Below are 19,422 nucleotides of genomic sequence, written 5' to 3' on the forward strand. Positions count from 1 at the left end.
GGATTGTCTTGACAAGGGCGAAATACGACCCCAAGAATGGAAAAGAGTTGCAGCGGGTGAAGCCATGAAATTGGCGTCATCGGAACGTTGATCCAAAGGACTGTGATCAGGCCGTACGTTCACTCTGAATACTGCTCGCCTTTACCTCTGAGGCCTGACAAGGAGAACACCCACCGTGGTGGATGTGTCGCGTTTGCTATCCCCTGTTTCCGCTGATTCGCCTTGCGGCGACGACCTCGAATACGACGCTGCGTATCTCGAACTGGAACGTATTGCCCAAGGGCAACCCGAGCGCCAGATGGGCGACTCCGTACTCCCCGCCGAGCCCCCTGTCTGGCGTGATGTCCGCGAGCTTTCCAGTGAGCTGCTGCAACGCAGCAAAGACCTGCGCATCGCCAACTATTTCCTGCAGAGCACCCTCGCCCTCGAAGGGCTGCCGGGTCTCGCCCAGGGCCTGATCCTGGTGCGCGAGCTGCTGACCCAATACTGGGACGGCCTGTACCCGCAGCTCGACGCCGACGATGACAACGACCCCACCTTCCGCATCAACGCCCTCACCGGGCTGGCGGCGGAACCGGTGATCCAGCTGCTGCGCGAAAGCAGCCTGACCAGCTCGCGGGCCTTTGGCTCGGTGAGCCTGCGTGCCGCCCTCAACGCCCTCGACCTGCAGCGCTTCCCCAGTGAAACGCTGACCCCCGAGCAGTTGCAGGGCGCCTTCCGCGACAGCGATGAAGCGCTGCTCGCCAGCACCCGCAACGCCCTGACCGATGCCCAGTCCGCGCTGGCCACCATCGAGTCGACCCTTTCCGATCGCGTGGGCTCGGCCCAGAGCGCCGACCTCGGCGCCCTCAAGCAGTTGCTGCGCCACGCCCTGCAGATCCACAAGGACCAGGCCCCCGGCGACGACGCCGTAGCCGATGAGCCGGCGGCCGGTGACGACACCGCCAGCGACGCCGGCAGCACCGGCAGCGCACCGAGCGCCCGCGCCACGCCGCGCATCTCCGGCGAGGTGACCAACCGCGACGACGTACTCAAGACCCTGGATCGCATCCTCGAGTACTACGCGCGCCAGGAGCCATCGAGCCCGGTGCCGATCCTGCTCAAGCGTGCGAAGACCCTGGTCACGGCCGATTTCGCGGCGATCGTGCGCAACCTGATCCCGGATGGGATGTCCCAGTTCGAGAATTTGCGGGGCCCCGAGTCCGAATAGTGCAGGGCACGTTCGAAGCGGGTTCACGCATCCGTTACCGGCTAGCTGCCGATGACGCCAATACAGCCGCACAGGCAGCGAAGGAGGAGCACCATGGGTAGCACCAGCAGTCAGAAATTCATCGCACGCAACCGCGCGCCCCGCGTCCAGATCGAGTACGACGTGGAACTCTACGGCGCCGAGAAGAAGGTGCAGTTGCCCTTCGTCATGGGCGTCATGGCCGACCTCGCCGGCAAACCGGCCGAACCCCTGGCCGCCGTTGCGGACCGCAAGTTCCTGGAGATCGACGTCGACAACTTCGACTCGCGCCTCAAGGCCATGAAGCCGCGCGTCGCCTTCAACGTGCCCAACGCCCTGACCGGCGACGGCAACCTGTCCCTGGACATCACCTTCGAGAGCATGGACGACTTCAGCCCCGCCGCCGTGGCGCGCAAGGTCGACTCGCTGAACCAGCTGCTCGAAGCCCGCACCCAGCTCGCCAACCTGCTGACCTACATGGACGGCAAGACCGGCGCTGAAGAGCTGATCATGAAAGCGATCAAGGACCCGGCCCTGCTGCAGGCCCTGGCCAGCGCGCCGAAGCCGCAAGACAACGAGCCGCAAGCTTAAGAGGACACCCAGATGGCCGAATTGATGACCGACGCTGCGCCCCAGGGCGGCGAAGCGACCGAGCAGACCAGCGAGTTCGCCTCGCTGCTGCTGCAGGAATTCAAACCCAAGACCGAGCGCGCCCGCGAAGCGGTGGAAACCGCCGTGCGCACCCTAGCCGAGCATGCCCTGGCACAGACCAGCCTGATCTCCAACGATGCGATCAAGTCGATCGAATCCATCATCGCTGCGATCGACGCCAAGCTCACCGAGCAGGTCAACCTGATCATGCACCACCCGGATTTCCAGCAACTGGAAAGCGCCTGGCGTGGCCTGCATTACCTGGTGAACAACACCGAGACCGACGAGCAGCTGAAGATCCGCGTGCTGAACATTTCCAAGGGCGAGCTGCACAAGACCCTGAAGAAATTCAAAGGCACCGCCTGGGACCAGAGCCCGATCTTCAAGAAGCTCTACGAAGAGGAATACGGCCAGTTCGGTGGCGAGCCCTACGGCTGCCTGCTGGGCGACTACTACTTCGACCAATCGCCGCCGGACGTGGAGCTGCTGGGCGAGATCGCCAAGGTCTCCGCCGCCATGCACGCGCCGTTCATCTCCGCCGCCTCCCCCACCGTGATGGGCATGGGTTCCTGGCAGGAGCTGTCCAACCCGCGTGACCTGACCAAGATCTTCACCACCCCGGAATACGCCGGCTGGCGCTCGCTGCGCGAGTCCGACGACGCGCGCTACATCGGCCTGACCATGCCGCGCTTCCTGGCCCGCCAACCCTACGGTGCCAAGACCGACCCGGTGGAAGAGTTCGCCTTCGAGGAAGACACCGCCGGTGCCGACAGCGCCAAGTACACCTGGGCCAACTCGGCCTACGCCATGGCGGTGAACATCAACCGTTCGTTCAAGCTCTACGGCTGGTGCTCGCGCATCCGTGGCGTGGAGTCCGGTGGTGAAGTGCCGAACCTGCCGGCGCACACCTTCCCCACCGACGACGGTGGCGTGGACATGAAGTGCCCGACCGAGATCGCCATCTCCGACCGCCGCGAGGCCGAGCTGGCGAAGAACGGTTTCATGCCGCTGCTGCACAAGAAGAACACCGACCTGGCGGCCTTCATCGGCGCCCAGTCCCTGCAGAAGCCGGCCGAATACGACGACCCGGACGCCACCGCCAACGCCAACCTGGCGGCGCGCCTGCCGTACCTGTTCGCCACCTGCCGCTTCGCGCACTACCTCAAGTGCATCGTTCGCGACAAGATCGGCTCGTTCAAGGAGAAGGACGACATGCAGCGCTGGCTGCAGGACTGGATCCTCAACTACGTCGATGGCGATCCCGCTCACTCCACCGAAACCACCAAGGCGCAGCACCCGCTGGCAGCCGCTGAAGTGGTGGTCGAGGAGATCGAGGGCAACCCGGGCTATTACAGCTCGAAGTTCTACCTGCGCCCGCACTACCAGCTCGAAGGGCTGACCGTGTCGCTGCGCCTGGTATCCAAGCTGCCTTCGGCCAAGGGGGCCTGAGGCGCGTCACTTTAAGCGCCCGCCAGGTGGCGGGCGTCTCTGACAAAGTGGCGAAAGCCACGAAGGAGGAATGATGGCTGTAGATATGTTCATCAAGATCGGCGACGTCGAAGGCGAGTCCGCCGACAAGAGCCACGGCAAGGAAATCGACGTGCTGGCCTGGAGCTGGGGCATGTCCCAATCCGGCAACATGCACCAGGGTGGTGGCGGCGGCGCCGGCAAGGTAAGCGTGCAGGACCTGTCGCTGACCAAGTACGTCGACAAGTCCAGCCCCAACCTGATGATGGCCTGCTCCAGCGGTAAGCATTACCCGGAAGCCAAGCTGACCATCCGCAAAGCGGGCGGCGAGTCGCCGGTCGAGTACCTGATCATCACCATGAGCGAAGTGCTGATCTCCTCCGTGAGCACCGGCGGTAGCGGTGGTGAGGATCGCCTGACCGAAAACATCAGCCTGAACTTCGCCCAGGTGAAGGTCGACTACCAGCCGCAGAAAGCCGACGGCGCCAAAGATGGCGGCCCGGTCAAATACGGCTGGAACATCCGCGAGAATGTCAAGATCTGATGCTCTCTCATCCGGGCCTGCGCAAGCGGGCCCGGATGCGTTTCAAGCCACCCTCCCCCGGACCGACCATGGCCAGACCCTTGCCCGATTCCCACGCAGCGGCCTCCCCTCCGCCGGTCGACCTTCGTGACGCTGCCCACTGCCGCCTGCCCCAGGCCGCAGTGGAGAGCGCCACCTCGAGCCACACCCCCCATTCCCTTCGCGCAGCCCGGCTGCAGGCAGGACGACCATGACCGCCGAAGAACTACTGCGCACAGGACGCGCCGACGAAGCCCTGAAGTCCTTGCAGGACCAGGTGCGTGCCCAACCTTCCAACGCCGAGCTGCGGGTGTTCCTGTTCCAGCTGCTGGCGGTGCTCGGCCAATGGAGCCGCGCGCAGAACCAGTTGAAAGTCGCCGGCGAGCTGGATGCCAGCACCCTGGCCATGGTGCAGACCTACCGCACCGCCCTGGAATGCGAAGCCCTGCGCGCCGAAGTCTTCGCCGGCCGCCTCACCCCCGTGGTGCTGGGCGAGCCCGCCGAATGGGTGGCGCCGCTGATCCAGGCCCTCAAGCATGACGCCGAGGGCCAGCACGAAGCCGCCCAGGCCCTGCGCGACCAGGCCTTCGAAGCCGCCCCCGCCGTCGCCGGCACCCTCAACGACCAGCCGTTCGAGTGGTTCGCCGACGCCGACCCGCGCCTGGGCCCGGTGCTCGAACTCATCGTCAACGGCCGCTACGTGTGGCTGCCGATGCACAACATCCAGAGCCTGGTGACCGAGGCGCCCACCGACCTGCGCGACCTGGTCTGGCTGCCGGTGGAAGTCACCCTGGTCAACGGCGGCGCCACAGTGGGCCTGATCCCCAGCCGCTACCCGGGCAGCCAGGACGACGCCGACGGCGCCATCCGCCTGAGCCGCAAGACCGACTTCCTCGACGACGGCCGCCCCATCGGCCAGCGCCTGTTCGTCACCGACCAGGGCGACACAGCGCTGTTCGAACTGCGCACCCTCGCCTTCGGGCAGCCGGAGGCCTGAGCATGGCCGAGCTGACGCTGCAGGAACGTCTGCAACCCTCCCTTCTGGACCGGTTGACCGACGAGGACCCGAGCAACGCCAAGGAGAGCGTCGACAAGCGCGTGCTCTCCCTGACCCAGCTCAAGGCGTCCGTCCTGCGCGACCTGGCTTGGCTGTTCAACACCATCGCGCCGCTCGACAGCGAGACCTCCAGCGAGATCCAGGCCGGCAACTCGGTGGTCAACTACGGCCTGCCGCCGCTGGCCGGGCACACCGCCTCCAGCGTCGACGTGCAGGCCATCGAGGCCCTGCTCACCGAGACCATCGCCGACTACGAGCCGCGCATCATCCGATCCACCTTGCGCGTGCGCGCCCAGCTGGCAGCCGACCAGATGAACCACAACGCCCTGTCCTTCGAGATCGAAGGCGACCTGTGGGCCGAACCCGTGCCCCTGCGCATGCTCCTCACCACCGACCTGGACCTGGAGACCGGCCACGTGCAGATCGTCCCCGCCGACCACCTGCGGAAGCGCAACAAATGAACCCGCGCATGCTCGAGTACTACAACCAGGAGCTGCAGCACATCCGCGAAAGCGCGGCGGAATTCGCCGGCGAGTACCCGAAGATCGCCAGCCGCCTGACCCTCTCCGGCATCGACTGCGCCGACCCCTATGTCGAGCGCCTGCTGGAAGGCTTCGCCTACCTCACCGCGCGGGTGCAGCTCAAACTCGACGCCGAGTACCCGACTTTTACCCACAACCTGCTGGAGATCGCCTACCCGCACTACCTGGCACCGACCCCGTCGATGACCGTGGTGCAGCTGCAGGCCGATCCCAACGAAGGCTCCCTGGCCAGCGGCTTCACCGTGGAGCGCAACGCCTCCCTGCGCGGCCTGCTGGGCACCGACGAACAGACCGCCTGCGAGTACCGCACCTCTCAGCCGGTGACCCTGTGGCCGCTGGAAGTGGCCAAGGTGGAATACTTCGGCAACCCCGCCTCGGTGCTCGGCCGCCTCGCCGCCTCCGAGCCCAGCGCCAAGGCCGCACTGCGCCTGCGCCTGCGCACCGGTGCCGGGCTGCCCTTCAGCGCCCTGCCCCTGGAAAGCCTGTCGTTCTACCTGCACGGCGCCGACGAACAACCCTTCCGCCTCTACGAGCAGCTGCTGGGCAATGCCTGCGCGGTGTTCGTCCAGGCCCCCGGTGGCGACTGGGTCGAGCGCCTGCCGCCGGAAAGCCTGCGCCCGCGCGGCTTCGACGACGAGGACGCGGTGCTGCCGGTGGTGCCCCGCGCCTTCCAGGGCTACCGCCTGCTGCAGGAATACTTCGCCCTGCCCAACCGCTTCCTGTTCATCGACGTGGCCAACCTGCGCCGCCCGGTGCAGCGCTGCGCCGGCCAGGAGCTGGACGTCATCGTGCTGTTCAACCGCATCGACCAGAGCCTGGAAGGCAGCATCGGCACCGAGCAGTTCAAGCTGTTCTGCACCCCGGCGGTGAACCTGTTCCCCCGGCGCGCCGATCGCATCCATCTGAGCGACCGCGTGCACGAGCACCAGGTGATCGTCGACCGCACCCGCCCGCTGGATTTCGAGGTGCATTCGCTCACCGAGGTCAGCGGCCACGGCGCCGGCCCGGAGCAACCCTTCCAGCCCTTCTATGCCGTGCGCGACCCGTCCCGCTATGGCCGCGAGCAGGCCTGGTACACGGTGCGCCGCGAGCCCCGCGTGCTGTCCAGCAAGCAACGCCGCAAGGGCCCGCGCTCCACCTACATCGGCAGCGAGACCTTCATCTCCCTGGTGGACGCCAACCAGGCGCCCTACCGCCACGACCTGCGCCAGCTGGGCATCGGCGCGCTGTGCACCAACCGTGACCTGCCGCTGTTCATGCCGGTGGGCAACGGCCGCAGCGATTTCACCCTGGAAGACAGCGCCCCGGTGGTGTCCGTGCGCTGCCTGGCTGGGCCGAGCCGCCCCCGTGTGAGCCGCGCCCATGACGCCAGCGCCTGGCGCCTGATCAGCCAGCTGTCGCTCAACTACCTGTCGCTGAGCCAGGAAGGCCAGGGCGCCGCCGCCCTGCGCGAACTGCTGCGCCTGTATGGCGACCCCACCGACTCGGCGCTGCAGATGCAGATCGAAGGCCTGCGCCAGGTCACCAGCAAGCCCTGCACGCGGCGCCTGCCGATGCCGGGGCCCATCGTCTTCGGCCGCGGCCTGGAGATCGGCCTGGAGTTCGACGAGAACGCCTTCCGCGGCACCGGGGTCTTCCTCCTGGGCGCGGTGCTGGAACGTTTCCTGACACGCTATGTGTCGATCAACAGCTTCACCGAAACGGTGATGCGGACCACTGAACGGGGCGAGGTGATGCGATGGCGGGCGAAGCCCGGACGCCGTCCGAATCTGTGAACACCCTCGCGGCCATGGAGACCGCGCCCTGGAACTACGATTTCTTCCAGGCGCTGCGCCGCATCGAGTGCGAATTCCCCGAGCGCCCGCGCCTGGGGCATTCCGTGCGCCTGGCCGACGACCCGCTGCGCCTGGGGCAGAAACCCGATTGCGGCTTCGCCCCCTCGACCCTGGCCAGCGTCGAGCACAACCCCGACGGCACGCCGCGCATCGAGCAGTACTTCTTCGGCCTCACCGGCCCCAACGGTCCGCTGCCGCTGCACCTGACCGAATACGCCCGTGAGCGCCAGCGCAACAACGCCGACGCCACCTTCAAGCGCTTCCTCGACGTCTTCAACCATCGCCTGCTGACCCTGTTCTACCGCGCCTGGGCCGAAGCCCGGCCGACCGTGAGCCAGGACCGCCCCGGCGACGACTACTGGTCGCCGCGCCTCGGCGCCCTCTCCGGCCGCGGTATGCAAAGCCTGATGGGCCAGGGGCCGATCGACGACGCCGCGCGCTATTACTTCACCGGCCACCTGGCGGCACAGACCCGCTACCCGGACGGCCTGCGCACCATACTCGCTGAGTTCTTCGGCGTGCCCGTGGCCATCGAGGAGTACGTCGGCCAGTGGCTGGAGCTCCCCGAGTACAGCCGCCTGGGCGCCCAGGCCAGCACCCTGGGCGTCGACCTGTGCCTGGGCACCCACGTGTGGGACCGCCAGCACAAGTTCCGCATCCGCATAGGCCCGCTGGGCCTCTCGCAGTACCAGCGCTTCCTCCCCGGTGGCGAGCTGTTCCATGAGCTGGCCGCCTGGGTCGCCGAGTACCTGGGCGAGGAGCTGGACTGGGACAGCAACCTGGTGCTGGAACGTGACGAAGTGCCGCCCATGACCCTGGGCGGCGGCGACCGGCTGGGTTTCAACACCTGGCTGGGCAAGCCCGAAGGCGACGCCGACGACCTGCTGCTGGCGGTGAGCCACCTGAACCACGGTGCGGAGGCGCGCGCCTGAGTGCACGCCACCGCGACCCGCCGATAGAAAACAACACGAAGCGCATGGAGTGCTTCAGACAGGACCAACCACACGGCCATCACAGCAAGCGTGCCGTCAGGAAAAGGAGAGCAAGATGAGCGAAATCAGTCGTGCCAAGCTGTTCGGAAAGCTGAACAGCCTCGCCTACAAGGCGATCGAAGCGGCCACGGTGTTCTGCAAGCTGCGTGGCAACCCCTATGTCGAGCTGGTGCACTGGTTCCACCAGGTCCTGCAGCTGCAGGATTCCGACCTGCACCAGATCATCCGCCAGTTCAACATCGAACCCGGGCGCCTGGCCAAGGACATCACCGAGGCGCTGGATCGCCTACCCCGTGGCTCGACCTCGATCACCGACCTGTCCTCCCACGTCGAGGAAGCGGTGGAGCGCGGCTGGGTCTACGGCAGCCTGATGTTCGGTGAGAGCCAGGTGCGCACCGCCTACCTGGTGGTCGGCATCCTCAAGACGCCGAGCCTGCGCCACGCGCTGACCTCCATTTCCCGCGAGTTCGACAAGATCAAGGTGGAAACCCTGATCGAGCGCTTCGACGAGATCGTCGGCAGCTCCCCGGAAAACGCCCTGACCGCCACCGACGGCTTCAACGCCGGCGCTGCCCCGGGCGAGGCCAGCGGTGCCATGGCCCCCTCCGCCATGGGCAAGCAGGAAGCGCTGAAGCGCTTCACTGTCGACCTCACCGAGCAGGCCCGCAGCGGCAAGCTGGACCCCATCGTCGGCCGTGACGACGAGATCCGCCAACTGGTGGACATCCTCATGCGTCGCCGCCAGAACAACCCGATCCTCACCGGCGAGGCCGGCGTGGGCAAAACCGCCGTGGTGGAAGGCTTCGCCCTGCGCATCGTCGCCGGCGACGTGCCGCCCTCGCTGAAGGACGTCGAACTTCGCGCCCTGGACGTGGGCCTGCTGCAGGCCGGCGCCAGCATGAAGGGCGAGTTCGAACAGCGCCTGCGCCAGGTGATCGAGGACGTACAGAGCTCGCCCAAGCCGATCATCCTGTTCATCGACGAAGCCCACACCCTGGTCGGTGCCGGTGGCGCCGCCGGCACGGGCGATGCCGCCAACCTGCTCAAGCCGGCCCTGGCGCGCGGCACCCTGCGCACCGTCGCGGCCACCACCTGGGCCGAGTACAAGAAACACATCGAGAAGGACCCCGCCCTCACCCGCCGCTTCCAGGTGGTGCAGGTGGACGAGCCCTCCGAGCACCGCGCCATCCTGATGATGCGCGGCGTCGCCTCGACCATGGAGAAGCACCACCAGGTGCAGATCCTCGACGAAGCGCTGGAGGCGGCGGTCAAGCTCTCCCATCGCTACATTCCCGCACGCCAGCTGCCGGACAAGTCCGTGAGCCTGCTGGACACCGCCTGCGCCCGCGTCGCCATCAGCCTGCACGCCGTGCCGGCCGAGGTGGACGACAGCCGCCGCCGCATCGAGGCGCTGGAGACCGAGCTGGCCATCATCGGCCGCGAGCACGCCATCGGCGTCGCCATCGGCAGCCGTCGCACCGACGTGGAGAACGCGCTGGTCGAGGAACGCGCCCGCCTGGCCGGGCTGGAAGAGCGCTGGAACGAAGAGAAGGCCCTGGTCGACGAGCTGCTGGCCACCCGCGCCAGCCTGCGTGCCGCCGCCGAACCGGTGGACGGTACCAGCCGCGAAGGTGGCGCCAATGCGCCGAGCCTGAGCGAGGACGAGCTCAATGGCCTGCGCGCCAAGCTGGCCGACCTGCAACAGCGCCTGAGCACGCTGCAGGGCGAGAACCCGCTGATCCTGCCGACCGTGGACTACCAGGCCGTGGCCTCGGTGGTCGCCGACTGGACCGGCATCCCCGTGGGCCGCATGGCGCGCAACGAGATCGAGACCGTGCTCAACCTGGGCACCCACCTGAAGAAGCGCATCATCGGCCAGGACCATGCCCTGGAAATGATCGCCAAGCGCATCCAGACCTCCCGCGCGGGGCTCGACAACCCGAGCAAGCCGATCGGCGTGTTCATGCTCGCGGGCACCTCGGGCGTCGGCAAGACCGAAACCGCGCTGGCCCTGGCCGAAGCCATGTACGGCGGTGAGCAGAACGTCATCACCATCAACATGAGCGAGTTCCAGGAAGCGCACACCGTCTCCACCCTCAAGGGTGCCCCGCCCGGCTACATCGGCTACGGCGAGGGCGGCGTGCTGACCGAGGCGGTACGGCGCAAGCCCTACAGCGTGGTGCTGCTGGACGAGGTGGAGAAGGCCCACCCGGACGTGCACGAGATCTTCTTCCAGGTGTTCGACAAGGGCGTGATGGAAGACGGCGAAGGCCGGGTGATCGACTTCAAGAACACCCTGATCCTGCTCACCACCAACGCCGGCACCGACCTGATCGCCAGCCTGTGCAACGACCCCGAGCTGATGCCCGAACCCGAAGGCATCGCCAAGTCGCTGCGTGAGCCGCTGCTGAAGATCTTCCCGCCGGCCCTGCTCGGCCGCCTGGTGACCATCCCCTACTACCCGCTGACCGACGAGATGCTGAAGAGCATCACCCGCCTGCAGCTGGGCCGCATCAAGAAGCGCGTGGAGGGCTCGCACAAGGTGCCCTTCGACTTCGACGACAAGGTGGTGGACCTGGTGGTTTCCCGCTGCACCGAAACCGAGAGCGGCGGTCGCCAGATCGACGCCATCCTCACCAACAGCATGCTGCCGGACCTCTCCCGCGAGTTCCTCGGCCGCATGCTGGAAGGCCGCAAGGTCGAGAAGGTGACGGTGGGCGCCGAGAACGGCGAGTTCACCTACAGCTTCGATTGAAGCGATGCGGCGCGCCCCCACGACGGGGTGCGCCGCCTGAATGTGGAAGGTTCCGGCGCGTCGGAACCCGGTAGTGACGCGTACAGCGCTAAGGACGTGTGGGATGGCGATTTCGCAACGGGCACGCATGGCCAAGGTCAGCAGCCCGCTGGGCGGCGATGCATTGCTGCTGGACAGGCTGGATGGCCATGAGGAGCTGGGACGGCTCTTCGACTACGAGCTGAACCTGATCTCGGAAGATCACTCGATCCAGCTCGATGCCCTGCTGGGCAAGCCCATGGGCGTTTCCCTGGAGCTGCCCGACGGCAGCCAGCGCTACTTCCATGGCATCGCCAGCCGCTGCAGCCAGACCGCCGGCAGCGGCCAGTTCGCCGGCTACCACGTGAGCCTCAAGCCCTGGCTCTGGTTGCTGTCGCGCACCTCCGACTGCCGCATCTTCCAGAACAAGACGGTGCCGGACATCATCAAGCAGGTGTTCCGCGACCTGGGCTTCTCCGACTTCGAGGACGCCCTCACCCGCTCGTATACCGAGTGGGAATACTGCGTCCAGTACCGCGAGACCAGCTTCGAGTTCGTCAGCCGCCTGATGGAACAGGAAGGCATCTACTACTACTTCCGCCACGAGCAATCGCGCCACGTGCTGGTGCTCTCCGATGCCTATGGCGCCCACGCGCCGGTGGCGGGCTATGGCACGGTGCCCTTCTACCCGCTCGCGGACCAGATGCGCGAGCGTGACCACATCTACGACTGGTACCTGGCCCGCGAGGTGCAGCCGGGTTCGCTGTCCCTCAACGACTACGACTTCCAGCGTCCCAGCGCCCACCTGCAGGTGCGCTCCGCCGTCAGCCGTGCCCACAGCAACGCCGAGCTTCCGCTGTACGACTACCCCGGCGAATACACCCAGAGCCAGGATGGCGAGCAGTACGCGCGCAACCGCATCGAGGCGATCCAGACCCAGTACGAGCGCGTGCAGCTGCGCACCAACGCGCGCGGCCTGGGCTCCGGGCACCTGTTCAAGATGACCGGCTACCCGCGCGCCGACCAGAACCGCGAGTACCTGATCGTCGGCGCCCGCTACCAGGTCAGCCAGGAGAGCTACGAGAGCGGCTCCGCCGGCGGCCCGCTGCAGTTCGAAAGCGCCCTGGACTGCATCGAGGCGCGCCAGCCCTTCCGCCCGATGCCCACCACCATCAAGCCCATCGTCCAGGGACCGCAGACGGCCATGGTCGTCGGCCCCAAGGGCGAGGAAATCTGGACCGACCAGTACGGCCGGGTGAAGGTGCACTTCTATTGGGACCGGCATGACCAGTCCAACGAGAACAGCTCCTGCTGGATCCGCGTATCCCAGGCCTGGGCCGGCAAGAACTGGGGCTCGGTGCAGATCCCGCGCATCGGCCAGGAAGTCATCGTCAGCTTCCTCGAAGGCGACCCCGACCGCCCGATCATCACCGGCCGCGTGTACAACGCCGAGCAGACCGTGCCCTACGAGTTGCCCGCCAACGCCACCCAGAGCGGCACCAAGAGCCGTTCCAGCAAGGGCGGCACGCCGGCGAACTTCAACGAGATCCGCATGGAGGACAAGAAGGGCGCCGAGCAGCTGTACATCCATGCCGAACGCAACCAGGACATCGCCGTCGAGCACGACGAATCCCACTGGGTCGGCCACAACCGCACCAAGAGCGTGGACAACGACGAGCTGGCACGCATCGGCCAGGACCGCACCCGCGCGGTGAAGCGCAACGACACCCTGATGGTGGGCGGCGCCAAGACCGACAGCGTGAGCACCCAGTACCTGATCGAGGCCGGCGCGCAGATTCGCCTGGTGTGCGGCAAGAGCGTGCTGGAGTTCAACGCCAGCGGCGAGATCAACATCTCCGGCACCGCCTTCAACCTCTACACCAGCGGCAACACCGCCATCGACACCGGCAGCCGCCTCGACCTCAACTCCGGGGTCGCCAGCGAAGTGCCGAACAAGGGCAAGGGCATCAAGGGCACCATCGACGCCATGGTCAAGGCGCTGTTCCCACCGCCCAAGGCCTGATCGCCCTGCCCGGCCGCCGGCTGATCACCCATGCCCCGCCGCGGTGGACCCCGCTCCATCGGTCCACCTTGCGTGCTCGCCGGCCGCTCCGCTGGTGGATGAAAAAGCGCCATCCACCCTACACACCGGTTGGCACCGTGGTTCGGGTTGGGCGCGGTGCCGTAGGTTGGCGCCGAGCGCAGCGAGGCCCAACACCGCCATGTCCGGTCTCGCGGCGGGCTCTCCCTGTGGGAGCGGCTTCAGCCGCGAAAGGTCTGCAGCCGGCACAGGGCGGCGAGTCGCCGGGTATTCCATCGCGAATGAATTCGCTCCCACGAGGCGGGCGACGGTGCTTGCTGCAAGATCGCCTGGTGGATGAAAAGAGCGTCATCCACGAAGGTGTCACGGCACGGCGCCTGGGTTGGGAATTGGTGTAGGGGCGAATTCATTCGCCCACGGGCAACGGCGTCGCTCGTCAGGCGTTGGCCGGCACGAAGTCCGGGCCGCCGAGCTTGTCGCGCACGGTCACGGCGGTGCGCAGCAGCGGGGTCCACATGCCGTCGGGGCTGTTCCAGGCGGCGCCGGCCCAGCGGGTGTCGGCCTGCAGGGCGGCCTTGTTGGCTTCCAGCTGGCGTTGCAGGGCTATCGCCACGCCGTTCATGTCCACCTCGAACAGCTCGCCATAGGGCCCTTCGGGCTGGGCACGTTTCTTCGCCAGGCAGAAGCGGTAGTACCAGACCCAGTCGTGGGCCAGGTAGATGGCGCGGTTGCGGTCCGGGTAGGTGGCCAGGATCTTCAGCAGCGCCGCGACGAAGCGCTGGGGGAAGGCCGGGTCGCGGGTTTCGCGCCAGTACGGCACCACCAGCTGGTCGAAGGCGGCCACCACGTTCTGCGGTTCGTCGTTGTCGCTGCGCGCTTCGAGGAAGTAGAACGGCTCGCCCACCAGGAAGCGGTCCAGTTCATCGTTGGCGAGGGCGAGGAGCAGGACGTTGTCCAGTTTCTGATTCATTGGATTCTCACGACGTCGTGGGCCGACTTCAGTACGTTGATGTCGTTTCCGTGGCTGATGGCGACATTATCCAGCACCGCTTCGCGCATGCCACCCGGGTGCGTCAAGCCGCCGGGGCGCCAGAGGGAGTTCACCCCGCCTTCGTTGCCGGTGGGCATCAATACCTTGGGGTTCTCCACCTTGAGCATGTAGATCTCCTTGCCCGCCAGGGAGCCGGGATCATAGCCGAGCGCCGATTCCAGCACGGAGACATCGCCGGTCTTCTTGTACTGGGCCACCACCGAGGACAGGTCGGAGTCGGCCATGACGAACTTGTTGGGGTTGAACGCGGCGTATTTCGGGTTGGCGATATCGTCCGCCGTGAACAGGAAGGCGCCGCCTTCGTCCTTGAAGGTCTTCAGGTGCTTGTCGATGTAGGGCTGCTCCAGGTAGTCGCCCGGTGGCGGCCGCGAGCCCTTGGGAATACCCATGATGTCCGCCTCGGTGACGCCGGCCTTGTAGGCGGGCGTACGCGTGGTCGGTGCCGGCTTGCCCAGGCGCGCCATCTTCGGCCCCAGGCCGAGCATGGCCATGCCGGCCACGCCCTGCAGCAGGTCGCGGTAGCCGGGGCCGAGGCGGTCGCCCAGGTCACCCAGCAGCTCCATGCCGCCATAGATGGCACCGCCGATCAGCACGGTGGCCGCCAGGGCGGCCAGGCCGGCCATGGCCGCCACCACCAGGCCGACGCCCAGGGCAGCCAGGCCCAGGGCTTCGAGGCCGCTGTGCATCCAGCCTTCGATATCCAGCACGAAGGCGACCCGCTCGGTGGGGCCGCCGATGAAGGTGTTCTCGCTGCCGCTCTTGATGTGCGCGCCGCAGACCATCTTGCTGGTGATGCGCGCGGCCGGCTTGCCGTTGATGTAGACGGTGGCGCTGCCCTCGGCGATGGTCACCTCGAAGGGCCAGATGGGGTGGTTGCAGGGCAAGCCGCTGCAGGAGGACGAGGCGTCATCCCCGGCGCGCATGGCGGCGCGGATGTTGATGAAGACGTTCGGGCTGCCCCGTATCAACACCCCCGTGGTGGGTTCGGGGAGGTTGAAGATAGTGTTCAGGCCCTTGAGGATCTGGAACATCGACAGGCCGCCCGCAGCGATGGAGCCGGCCATCACCGCCAGGGCCACGCCGCCGGTGGCCGCCGTGGCGGCGATCACCGCCGCACCGATCAGCGCACCCGCCACCGCGCCGGCGACCATGGCCGCCACGCCGAAACCGTGGGCTATCTCATCACCGAGCCGTGCTGCTGCCTGTGCATCCATGGGTTACGTCTACATCCTTGTTGCGGGGCGCCTCGCGGCGCTCGGTTCAGGCCGCCGGGGGCAGCGGCTTGAAGGTCTGCATCGCCTGCTTCCAGGCCGGCTCGTGGTACGGCAGGTCCTGGGGCGTGGTGGTGAGGGTGGCGATCAGCACCGTGGCGCTGAGTTCGATGAACACCTGGCGCAGCATCAGCTGGCGGCCTTCGCGCTGCCAGGTGTAATCCAGCAGCACGGCGGGCGAGCCCTGGATGTTGATGTCCCATTGCTTGATCAGGGCGAAGCCCGGCAACTGCTGGCGCGCATTGGAAAGCTGCTGCTCGATGTAGTCGGCGAACACGCCATCGCCCTTGCTGGGGTCGCGGCTGATGACGAAGCTGGCTTCCTTGGCGGGGCCCGTTGCGGGCAGCTTGAAGATGTTGATGCTCTGGTCCTGCCAGGAGTCCGGAATATCCAGATCCGCCTCGTGGAGTCGGTAGAGAGTCACTGCTGAAGGCCTTCCCTAGTCTGTATCGCGCATGAGCGGGTCGCCGAATACCTCGCCGCGACCCGGGGTGCGGGTTCGACAACCGGTGAGGCGAAAAATTTTCGGGGAACGCGAAACAAACATCAAGGAGCAAGGCCGCTGGATATGCCCCAGGTCTCGATTTATCTGTGTGGGGAGCGACCCTGTCGGGTTTCACCCGACCTACAGGTCAGCCTGGAATCCCCCGGTCGGCGCCGGGAGGCTCCAGCAGCAGGTGATCCATGAGCCGTGCCCGGCATTGCTCGACGAAGGGCAATGCGCTGTCGAGGTCGCGGCCATAGCGCTCGAAATCCTCGACGCTGATGGCGTAGCGCTCCTCGTAATCCACCAGGCGATTGCTCACGGGGATAGCCAGGTAATGGCGGCCGCTGCCCTCCTCCACGCCAATGGCGAAACGCCCGGCGCGGCTCACCGCCACATCACGCCAGGCCATCAGCCCTCTTGCTCCAACACCTGCAACGCCCTGTGGTACTTGGCGACCCGCGCCAGGTCCTTGTCGTCCAGGTGCGGCAGGCGCGAGACGTCGAGGTTGTCGCGGATGTCGGCGAGCTTTACCCGGCGGGCCAGCGGGTTGGGGCGGATGCGCTCGATGAAGGCCTCGTAGCCTTCGCCTTCGCGCTTGCTCAGGCAGTCGATGGCGGCCAGCACCGGTTCGGGGATGCCGAGGGCGCGCAGGTCGTCGAGGCCGACGTCGCCGTCTTCCACCACGTCGTGGAGCACGGCGACCATCTGCGACTCGGCATCGTCGAAGCGCAGCATCAGGCGCAGGGGGTGGAGGATATAGGCCTTGCCGGCCTTGTCGCGCTGGCCGGCGTGCACACGGCAGGCCAGGGCGATGGCACGTTCGAGGGTGTCGTTCATGGAGGGCTCCGGGGTTCGGGCAGGTGGCGAGCATAGCACCCGGCCCCTGTCTCCCCTCGCCCGCCCCGTTGCCATGAATGTGAACCCCGTCTTGAAGTGGAGCGCGCATCGGGCACTCGAAGAACGGGCGTCTGGACAGCGGAGCCGCTCTGCACTACAACAATCGCCGGCGAGACTCTGCCGCATGATCGGCACCGTTGTTTCTCGCCACCCCCGAATGGATTCGCGGATTTCGGAAAAAGCGCCCGGGACGAGCGTCGTCTGCTAATACTTCGACCAAGGTTTCCCCGGAAATCCCGGCCTGCCCGCCCCGCGTCGATACCCTGACGTCGGCCCGTTGGCGGTTCGCTCCGATCCCCAGTGGTATACGAGGCAAGGACAGCATGGCAATCACACAACAGGCCCGCATGGCCAAGGTCAGCAGCCCGCTGGGGCCCAACGTGCTGGTCCTGGACCGGCTCGACGGCCACGAGGAGCTCGGCCGGCTCTTCGACTACGAACTGACCCTGGTTTCGGAAAACTACTCGATCAAGCTGGATGCCCTGCTGGGCAAGCCCATGGGCGTTTCCCTGGAACTGCCCGACGGCAGCCAGCGCTACTTCCACGGCATCGCCTGCCGCTGCAGCCAGACTTCCGGCACCGGCCAGTTCGCCGGCTACCAGATCAGCCTGCGCCCCTGGTTCTGGCTGCTCTCGCGCACCTCCGATTGCCGCATCTTCCAGAACAAGACGGTGCCGGACATCATCAAGCAGGTGTTCCGCGACCTCGGCTTCTCCGACTTCGAAGACTCGCTGTCACGCTCCTACCGCGAGTGGGAATACTGCGTGCAGTACCGCGAGACCAGCTTCGAATTCGTCAGCCGCCTGATGGAACAGGAAGGCATCTACTACTACTTCCGCCATGAGAAAGAGCGCCACGTGCTGGTGCTCTCCGATGCCTATGGCGCGCACAAGACGGTGGCCGACTACGCCTCGGTGCCCTTCTACCCGCTCGAAGACCAGATGCGCGAGCGCGACCACATCTATGAGTGGTACCTGGCCCGTGAGGTGCAACCCGGTTCCCTGGCGCTCAACGACTATGACTTCCAGCGCCCCAGCGCGCGGCTGGAAGTGCGCTCCACCGTGAGCCGCCCCCACAGCAACGCCGAACACCCGTTGTACGACTACCCGGGCGAGTACGTGCAGAGCAAGGACGGCGAGCAGTACGCGCGCAACCGCATCGAAGCCATCCAGACCCAGTACGAGCGCGTGCAACTGCGTACCAACGCCCGCGGCCTGGGCTGCGGTCACCTGTTCAAGATGACCGGCTACCCCCGCGACGACCAGAACCGCGAGTACCTGATCGTCGGCGCGCGCTATTCGGTCAGCCAGGAAAGCTACGAAAGCGGCTCCGCCGGCGGCGTGCTGCAGTTCGAAAGCGCCCTCGACTGCATCGAGGCCTCCCAGGCCTTCCGCCCCATGCCCACCACCATCAAGCCCATCGTCCAGGGCCCGCAGACCGCCATGGTCGTCGGCCCCAAGGGCGAGGAAATCTGGACCGACCAGTACGGCCGGGTGAAGGTGCACTTCTATTGGGACCGCCACGACCAGTCCAACGAGAACAGCTCCTGCTGGATGCGCGTCTCCCAGGCCTGGGCCGGCAAGAACTGGGGCCATATCCAGATTCCGCGCATCGGCCAGGAAGTGATCGTCAGCTTCCTCGAAGGCGACCCCGACCGGCCGATCATCACCGGCCGCGTGTACAACGCCGAACAGACCGTGCCCTACGAGCTGCCCGCCAACGCCACCCAGAGCGGCACCAAGAGCCGCTCGAGCAAGGGCGGCACGCCGGCGAACTTCAACGAGATCCGCATGGAGGACAAGAAGGGCGAAGAGCAGCTCTTCATCCACGCGGAGAAGAACCAGGACATCGAGGTCGAGAACGACGAGACCCACTGGGTCGGCCATGACCGCACCAAGACCATCGACCACGACGAAACGGTGCACGTGAAGCACGACCGCACCGAGACCGTGGACAACAACGAGACCATCACCATCGGCGTCGACCGCACCGAGAAGGTCGGCAACAACGAGAAGATCACCATCGGCGTCAACCGCACCGAGGACGTCGGCAGCAACGAGACCATCACCATCGGTGCCAACCGCACCGAGAAGGTCGGCAGCAACGAGAACATCACCATCGGCAGCAACCGTACCGAGAGCGTGGGCAGCAACGAGAACATCACCATCGGCAGCAACCGCACCGAGAGCGTGGGCAGCAACGAGAACATCACCATCGGCGCCGACCGCACCGAAAGCGTGGGTGCCAACGAGCAGGTGGACATCGGAAGCAACCAGACCACCAGCATCGGCAAGAATGAGTCGCGCAGCATCGGCCAGAACCGCAGCACCGACGTCGGCCAGAACGACAGCGTCGACATCGGCAAGAGCTTCTCGCTCAACGCCGGCGACTCCATCAGCCTGGTCACCGGTTCCGCCAGCATCACCATGAAGAAGGACGGCACCATCGTCATCCGTGGCAAGAACATCACCATCGACGGCTCCGGCGCGATCAACATCAAGGCCAGCAGCAACGTCGTGGTCAAGGGTCAGAAGATCCTGCAGAACTGAGCCCGCGCTCGGTCAGGGA

16 protein-coding genes are annotated in these 19,422 nt (G+C 66.4%); 11 read left to right on the top strand and 5 right to left on the bottom strand.

The features are described 5' to 3' along the window. The first annotated feature begins 175 nt into the window (after positions 1-175). The 10 genes from tssA (at position 176) to PI990_RS16555 (ending at position 13,130) form a co-directional block, all read left to right on the top strand. Positions 176-1,210, top strand: coding sequence for a type VI secretion system protein TssA (tssA, locus tag PI990_RS16510; protein WP_031287030.1), 1,035 nt, complete (start codon positions 176-178; stop codon positions 1,208-1,210). 93 nt (positions 1,211-1,303) lie between these two features. Further along, a complete protein-coding gene (tssB, locus tag PI990_RS16515; protein WP_021217506.1) occupies positions 1,304-1,819 on the top strand; it encodes a type VI secretion system contractile sheath small subunit in 516 nt (171 codons plus the stop codon). A gap of 12 nt (positions 1,820-1,831) precedes the next feature. Then, positions 1,832-3,328 (top strand): type VI secretion system contractile sheath large subunit, encoded by a 1,497-nt coding sequence (tssC, locus tag PI990_RS16520; RefSeq protein WP_021217507.1) that lies wholly within the window; start codon positions 1,832-1,834, stop codon positions 3,326-3,328. A gap of 73 nt (positions 3,329-3,401) precedes the next feature. Next, the gene (locus tag PI990_RS16525; RefSeq protein WP_031287032.1) at positions 3,402-3,890 is read left to right on the top strand and encodes an Hcp family type VI secretion system effector; all 489 of its coding nucleotides are present in this window, start codon (positions 3,402-3,404) and stop codon (positions 3,888-3,890) included. 229 nt (positions 3,891-4,119) lie between these two features. Then, on the top strand, positions 4,120-4,905 hold the full coding sequence (locus PI990_RS16530) for a type VI secretion system accessory protein TagJ (RefSeq protein ID WP_271657770.1): 786 nt from the start codon (positions 4,120-4,122) through the stop codon (positions 4,903-4,905). Between the two features lie 2 nt (positions 4,906-4,907). Beyond that, positions 4,908-5,426, top strand: a complete 519-nt coding sequence (tssE, locus tag PI990_RS16535; RefSeq protein WP_021217510.1) for a type VI secretion system baseplate subunit TssE — start codon at positions 4,908-4,910, stop codon at positions 5,424-5,426. Next, positions 5,423-7,282 (top strand): type VI secretion system baseplate subunit TssF, encoded by a 1,860-nt coding sequence (gene tssF / locus PI990_RS16540; protein ID WP_184490503.1) that lies wholly within the window; start codon positions 5,423-5,425, stop codon positions 7,280-7,282. The genes tssE and tssF overlap by 4 nt, the downstream gene beginning before the upstream one ends. Beyond that, positions 7,246-8,274 (top strand): type VI secretion system baseplate subunit TssG, encoded by a 1,029-nt coding sequence (tssG, locus tag PI990_RS16545; RefSeq protein ID WP_021217512.1) that lies wholly within the window; start codon positions 7,246-7,248, stop codon positions 8,272-8,274. Before tssF ends, tssG begins: the two co-directional genes overlap by 37 nt. Positions 8,275-8,389: 115 nt before the next feature. Beyond that, complete coding sequence (tssH, locus tag PI990_RS16550) at positions 8,390-11,089, top strand: type VI secretion system ATPase TssH (protein WP_271657771.1); 2,700 nt, start codon at positions 8,390-8,392, stop codon at positions 11,087-11,089. A gap of 127 nt (positions 11,090-11,216) precedes the next feature. After that, a complete protein-coding gene (locus tag PI990_RS16555; protein ID WP_442969340.1) occupies positions 11,217-13,130 on the top strand; it encodes a type VI secretion system Vgr family protein in 1,914 nt (637 codons plus the stop codon). A gap of 454 nt (positions 13,131-13,584) precedes the next feature. Here the strand turns inward: PI990_RS16555 and PI990_RS16560 are convergent, their stop codons facing one another. The 5 genes from PI990_RS16560 to PI990_RS16580 form a co-directional block, all read right to left on the bottom strand. After that, the gene (locus tag PI990_RS16560) at positions 13,585-14,118 is read right to left on the bottom strand and encodes a hypothetical protein (protein ID WP_021217445.1); all 534 of its coding nucleotides are present in this window, start codon (positions 14,116-14,118) and stop codon (positions 13,585-13,587) included. Continuing rightward, a complete protein-coding gene (locus tag PI990_RS16565) occupies positions 14,115-15,413 on the bottom strand; it encodes a PAAR domain-containing protein (protein WP_265168698.1) in 1,299 nt (432 codons plus the stop codon). The genes PI990_RS16560 and PI990_RS16565 overlap by 4 nt, the downstream gene beginning before the upstream one ends. A 46-nt stretch (positions 15,414-15,459) precedes the next feature. Next, a complete protein-coding gene (locus PI990_RS16570) occupies positions 15,460-15,894 on the bottom strand; it encodes a DcrB-related protein (RefSeq protein ID WP_184492199.1) in 435 nt (144 codons plus the stop codon). Between the two features lie 208 nt (positions 15,895-16,102). Then, positions 16,103-16,366: a hypothetical protein gene (locus PI990_RS16575; RefSeq protein ID WP_021217448.1), complete on the bottom strand. Its 264-nt coding sequence runs from the start codon at positions 16,364-16,366 to the stop codon at positions 16,103-16,105. Continuing rightward, the gene (locus PI990_RS16580) at positions 16,366-16,794 is read right to left on the bottom strand and encodes a guanosine-3',5'-bis(diphosphate) 3'-pyrophosphohydrolase (RefSeq protein ID WP_021217449.1); all 429 of its coding nucleotides are present in this window, start codon (positions 16,792-16,794) and stop codon (positions 16,366-16,368) included. Before PI990_RS16580 ends, PI990_RS16575 begins: the two co-directional genes overlap by 1 nt. Positions 16,795-17,177: 383 nt before the next feature. On the opposite strand from PI990_RS16580, the gene PI990_RS16585 reads away from it, so the two are divergent. Next, positions 17,178-19,403: a type VI secretion system Vgr family protein gene (locus PI990_RS16585; RefSeq protein ID WP_271657773.1), complete on the top strand. Its 2,226-nt coding sequence runs from the start codon at positions 17,178-17,180 to the stop codon at positions 19,401-19,403. The last annotated feature ends 19 nt before the right edge of the window (positions 19,404-19,422 follow it).

Origin of the sequence: Pseudomonas sp. TUM22785, from assembly GCF_028198105.1 — a bacterium.
Classification (GTDB): domain Bacteria; phylum Pseudomonadota; class Gammaproteobacteria; order Pseudomonadales; family Pseudomonadaceae; genus Metapseudomonas; species Metapseudomonas solani.

Excerpts from the sequence above, each read along its gene's own strand:
- tssB (WP_021217506.1), top strand. The coding sequence starts at position 1,304 with ATGGGTAGCACCAGCAGTCAGAAATTCATCGCACGCAACCGCGCGCCC.
- tssC (WP_021217507.1), top strand. The coding sequence starts at position 1,832 with ATGGCCGAATTGATGACCGACGCTGCGCCCCAGGGCGGCGAAGCGACC.
- PI990_RS16525 (WP_031287032.1), top strand. The coding sequence starts at position 3,402 with ATGGCTGTAGATATGTTCATCAAGATCGGCGACGTCGAAGGCGAGTCC.
- PI990_RS16530 (WP_271657770.1), top strand. The coding sequence starts at position 4,120 with ATGACCGCCGAAGAACTACTGCGCACAGGACGCGCCGACGAAGCCCTG.
- tssE (WP_021217510.1), top strand. The coding sequence starts at position 4,908 with ATGGCCGAGCTGACGCTGCAGGAACGTCTGCAACCCTCCCTTCTGGAC.
- tssF (WP_184490503.1), top strand. The coding sequence starts at position 5,423 with ATGAACCCGCGCATGCTCGAGTACTACAACCAGGAGCTGCAGCACATC.
- tssG (WP_021217512.1), top strand. The coding sequence starts at position 7,246 with ATGGCGGGCGAAGCCCGGACGCCGTCCGAATCTGTGAACACCCTCGCG.
- tssH (WP_271657771.1), top strand. The coding sequence starts at position 8,390 with ATGAGCGAAATCAGTCGTGCCAAGCTGTTCGGAAAGCTGAACAGCCTC.
- PI990_RS16555 (WP_442969340.1), top strand. The coding sequence starts at position 11,217 with ATGGCCAAGGTCAGCAGCCCGCTGGGCGGCGATGCATTGCTGCTGGAC.
- PI990_RS16560 (WP_021217445.1), bottom strand. The coding sequence starts at position 14,118 with ATGAATCAGAAACTGGACAACGTCCTGCTCCTCGCCCTCGCCAACGAT.
- PI990_RS16565 (WP_265168698.1), bottom strand. The coding sequence starts at position 15,413 with ATGGATGCACAGGCAGCAGCACGGCTCGGTGATGAGATAGCCCACGGT.
- PI990_RS16575 (WP_021217448.1), bottom strand. The coding sequence starts at position 16,366 with ATGGCCTGGCGTGATGTGGCGGTGAGCCGCGCCGGGCGTTTCGCCATT.
- PI990_RS16580 (WP_021217449.1), bottom strand. The coding sequence starts at position 16,794 with ATGAACGACACCCTCGAACGTGCCATCGCCCTGGCCTGCCGTGTGCAC.
- PI990_RS16585 (WP_271657773.1), top strand. The coding sequence starts at position 17,178 with ATGGCAATCACACAACAGGCCCGCATGGCCAAGGTCAGCAGCCCGCTG.